The 346-nt window shown below is 51.7% G+C and carries 1 rRNA gene; it reads left to right on the top strand.

The window, feature by feature from the left end:
- A 23S ribosomal RNA gene (locus FFO06_RS20900) occupies nt 1-346 on the top strand; the annotation flags it as partial.

The raw sequence follows: 346 nt of genomic DNA, 5'->3' as shown, positions 1-346 counted from the left end.
CCCGAAACCCTAAGGGTTCCAGAGCCAGGTTCGTCCACTCTGGGTTAGTCGGGACCTAAGGCGAGGCCGAAAGGCGTAGTCGATGGACAAAGTGTCAATAGTCACTTACTGTTCTGTGGGAGCATAGGCAGGGACGCATGAAAGATAGCCATACCCTAATTGGTTTGGGAGGGGTTTACGAACTCCGAGTGGTGAAGGAAAGTGCCAAGAAAAGCTGTATATGTGATGAAGATAGAACACCCGTACCCGAAACCGACACAGGTAGGGAGGTTGAGAATACCAAGGGGCGCGAGATAACTCTCTCTAAGGAACTCGGCAAAATGGCCCCGTAACTTCGGAAGAAGGG

Source organism: Dolichospermum planctonicum, assembly GCF_005402965.1.
In the GTDB taxonomy this organism is placed as follows: Bacteria; Cyanobacteriota; Cyanobacteriia; order Cyanobacteriales; family Nostocaceae; genus Dolichospermum; species Dolichospermum planctonicum.
Note: the sequence above shows the minus strand (reverse complement) of the source record. Positions and strands in the feature narration are given on the sequence as shown.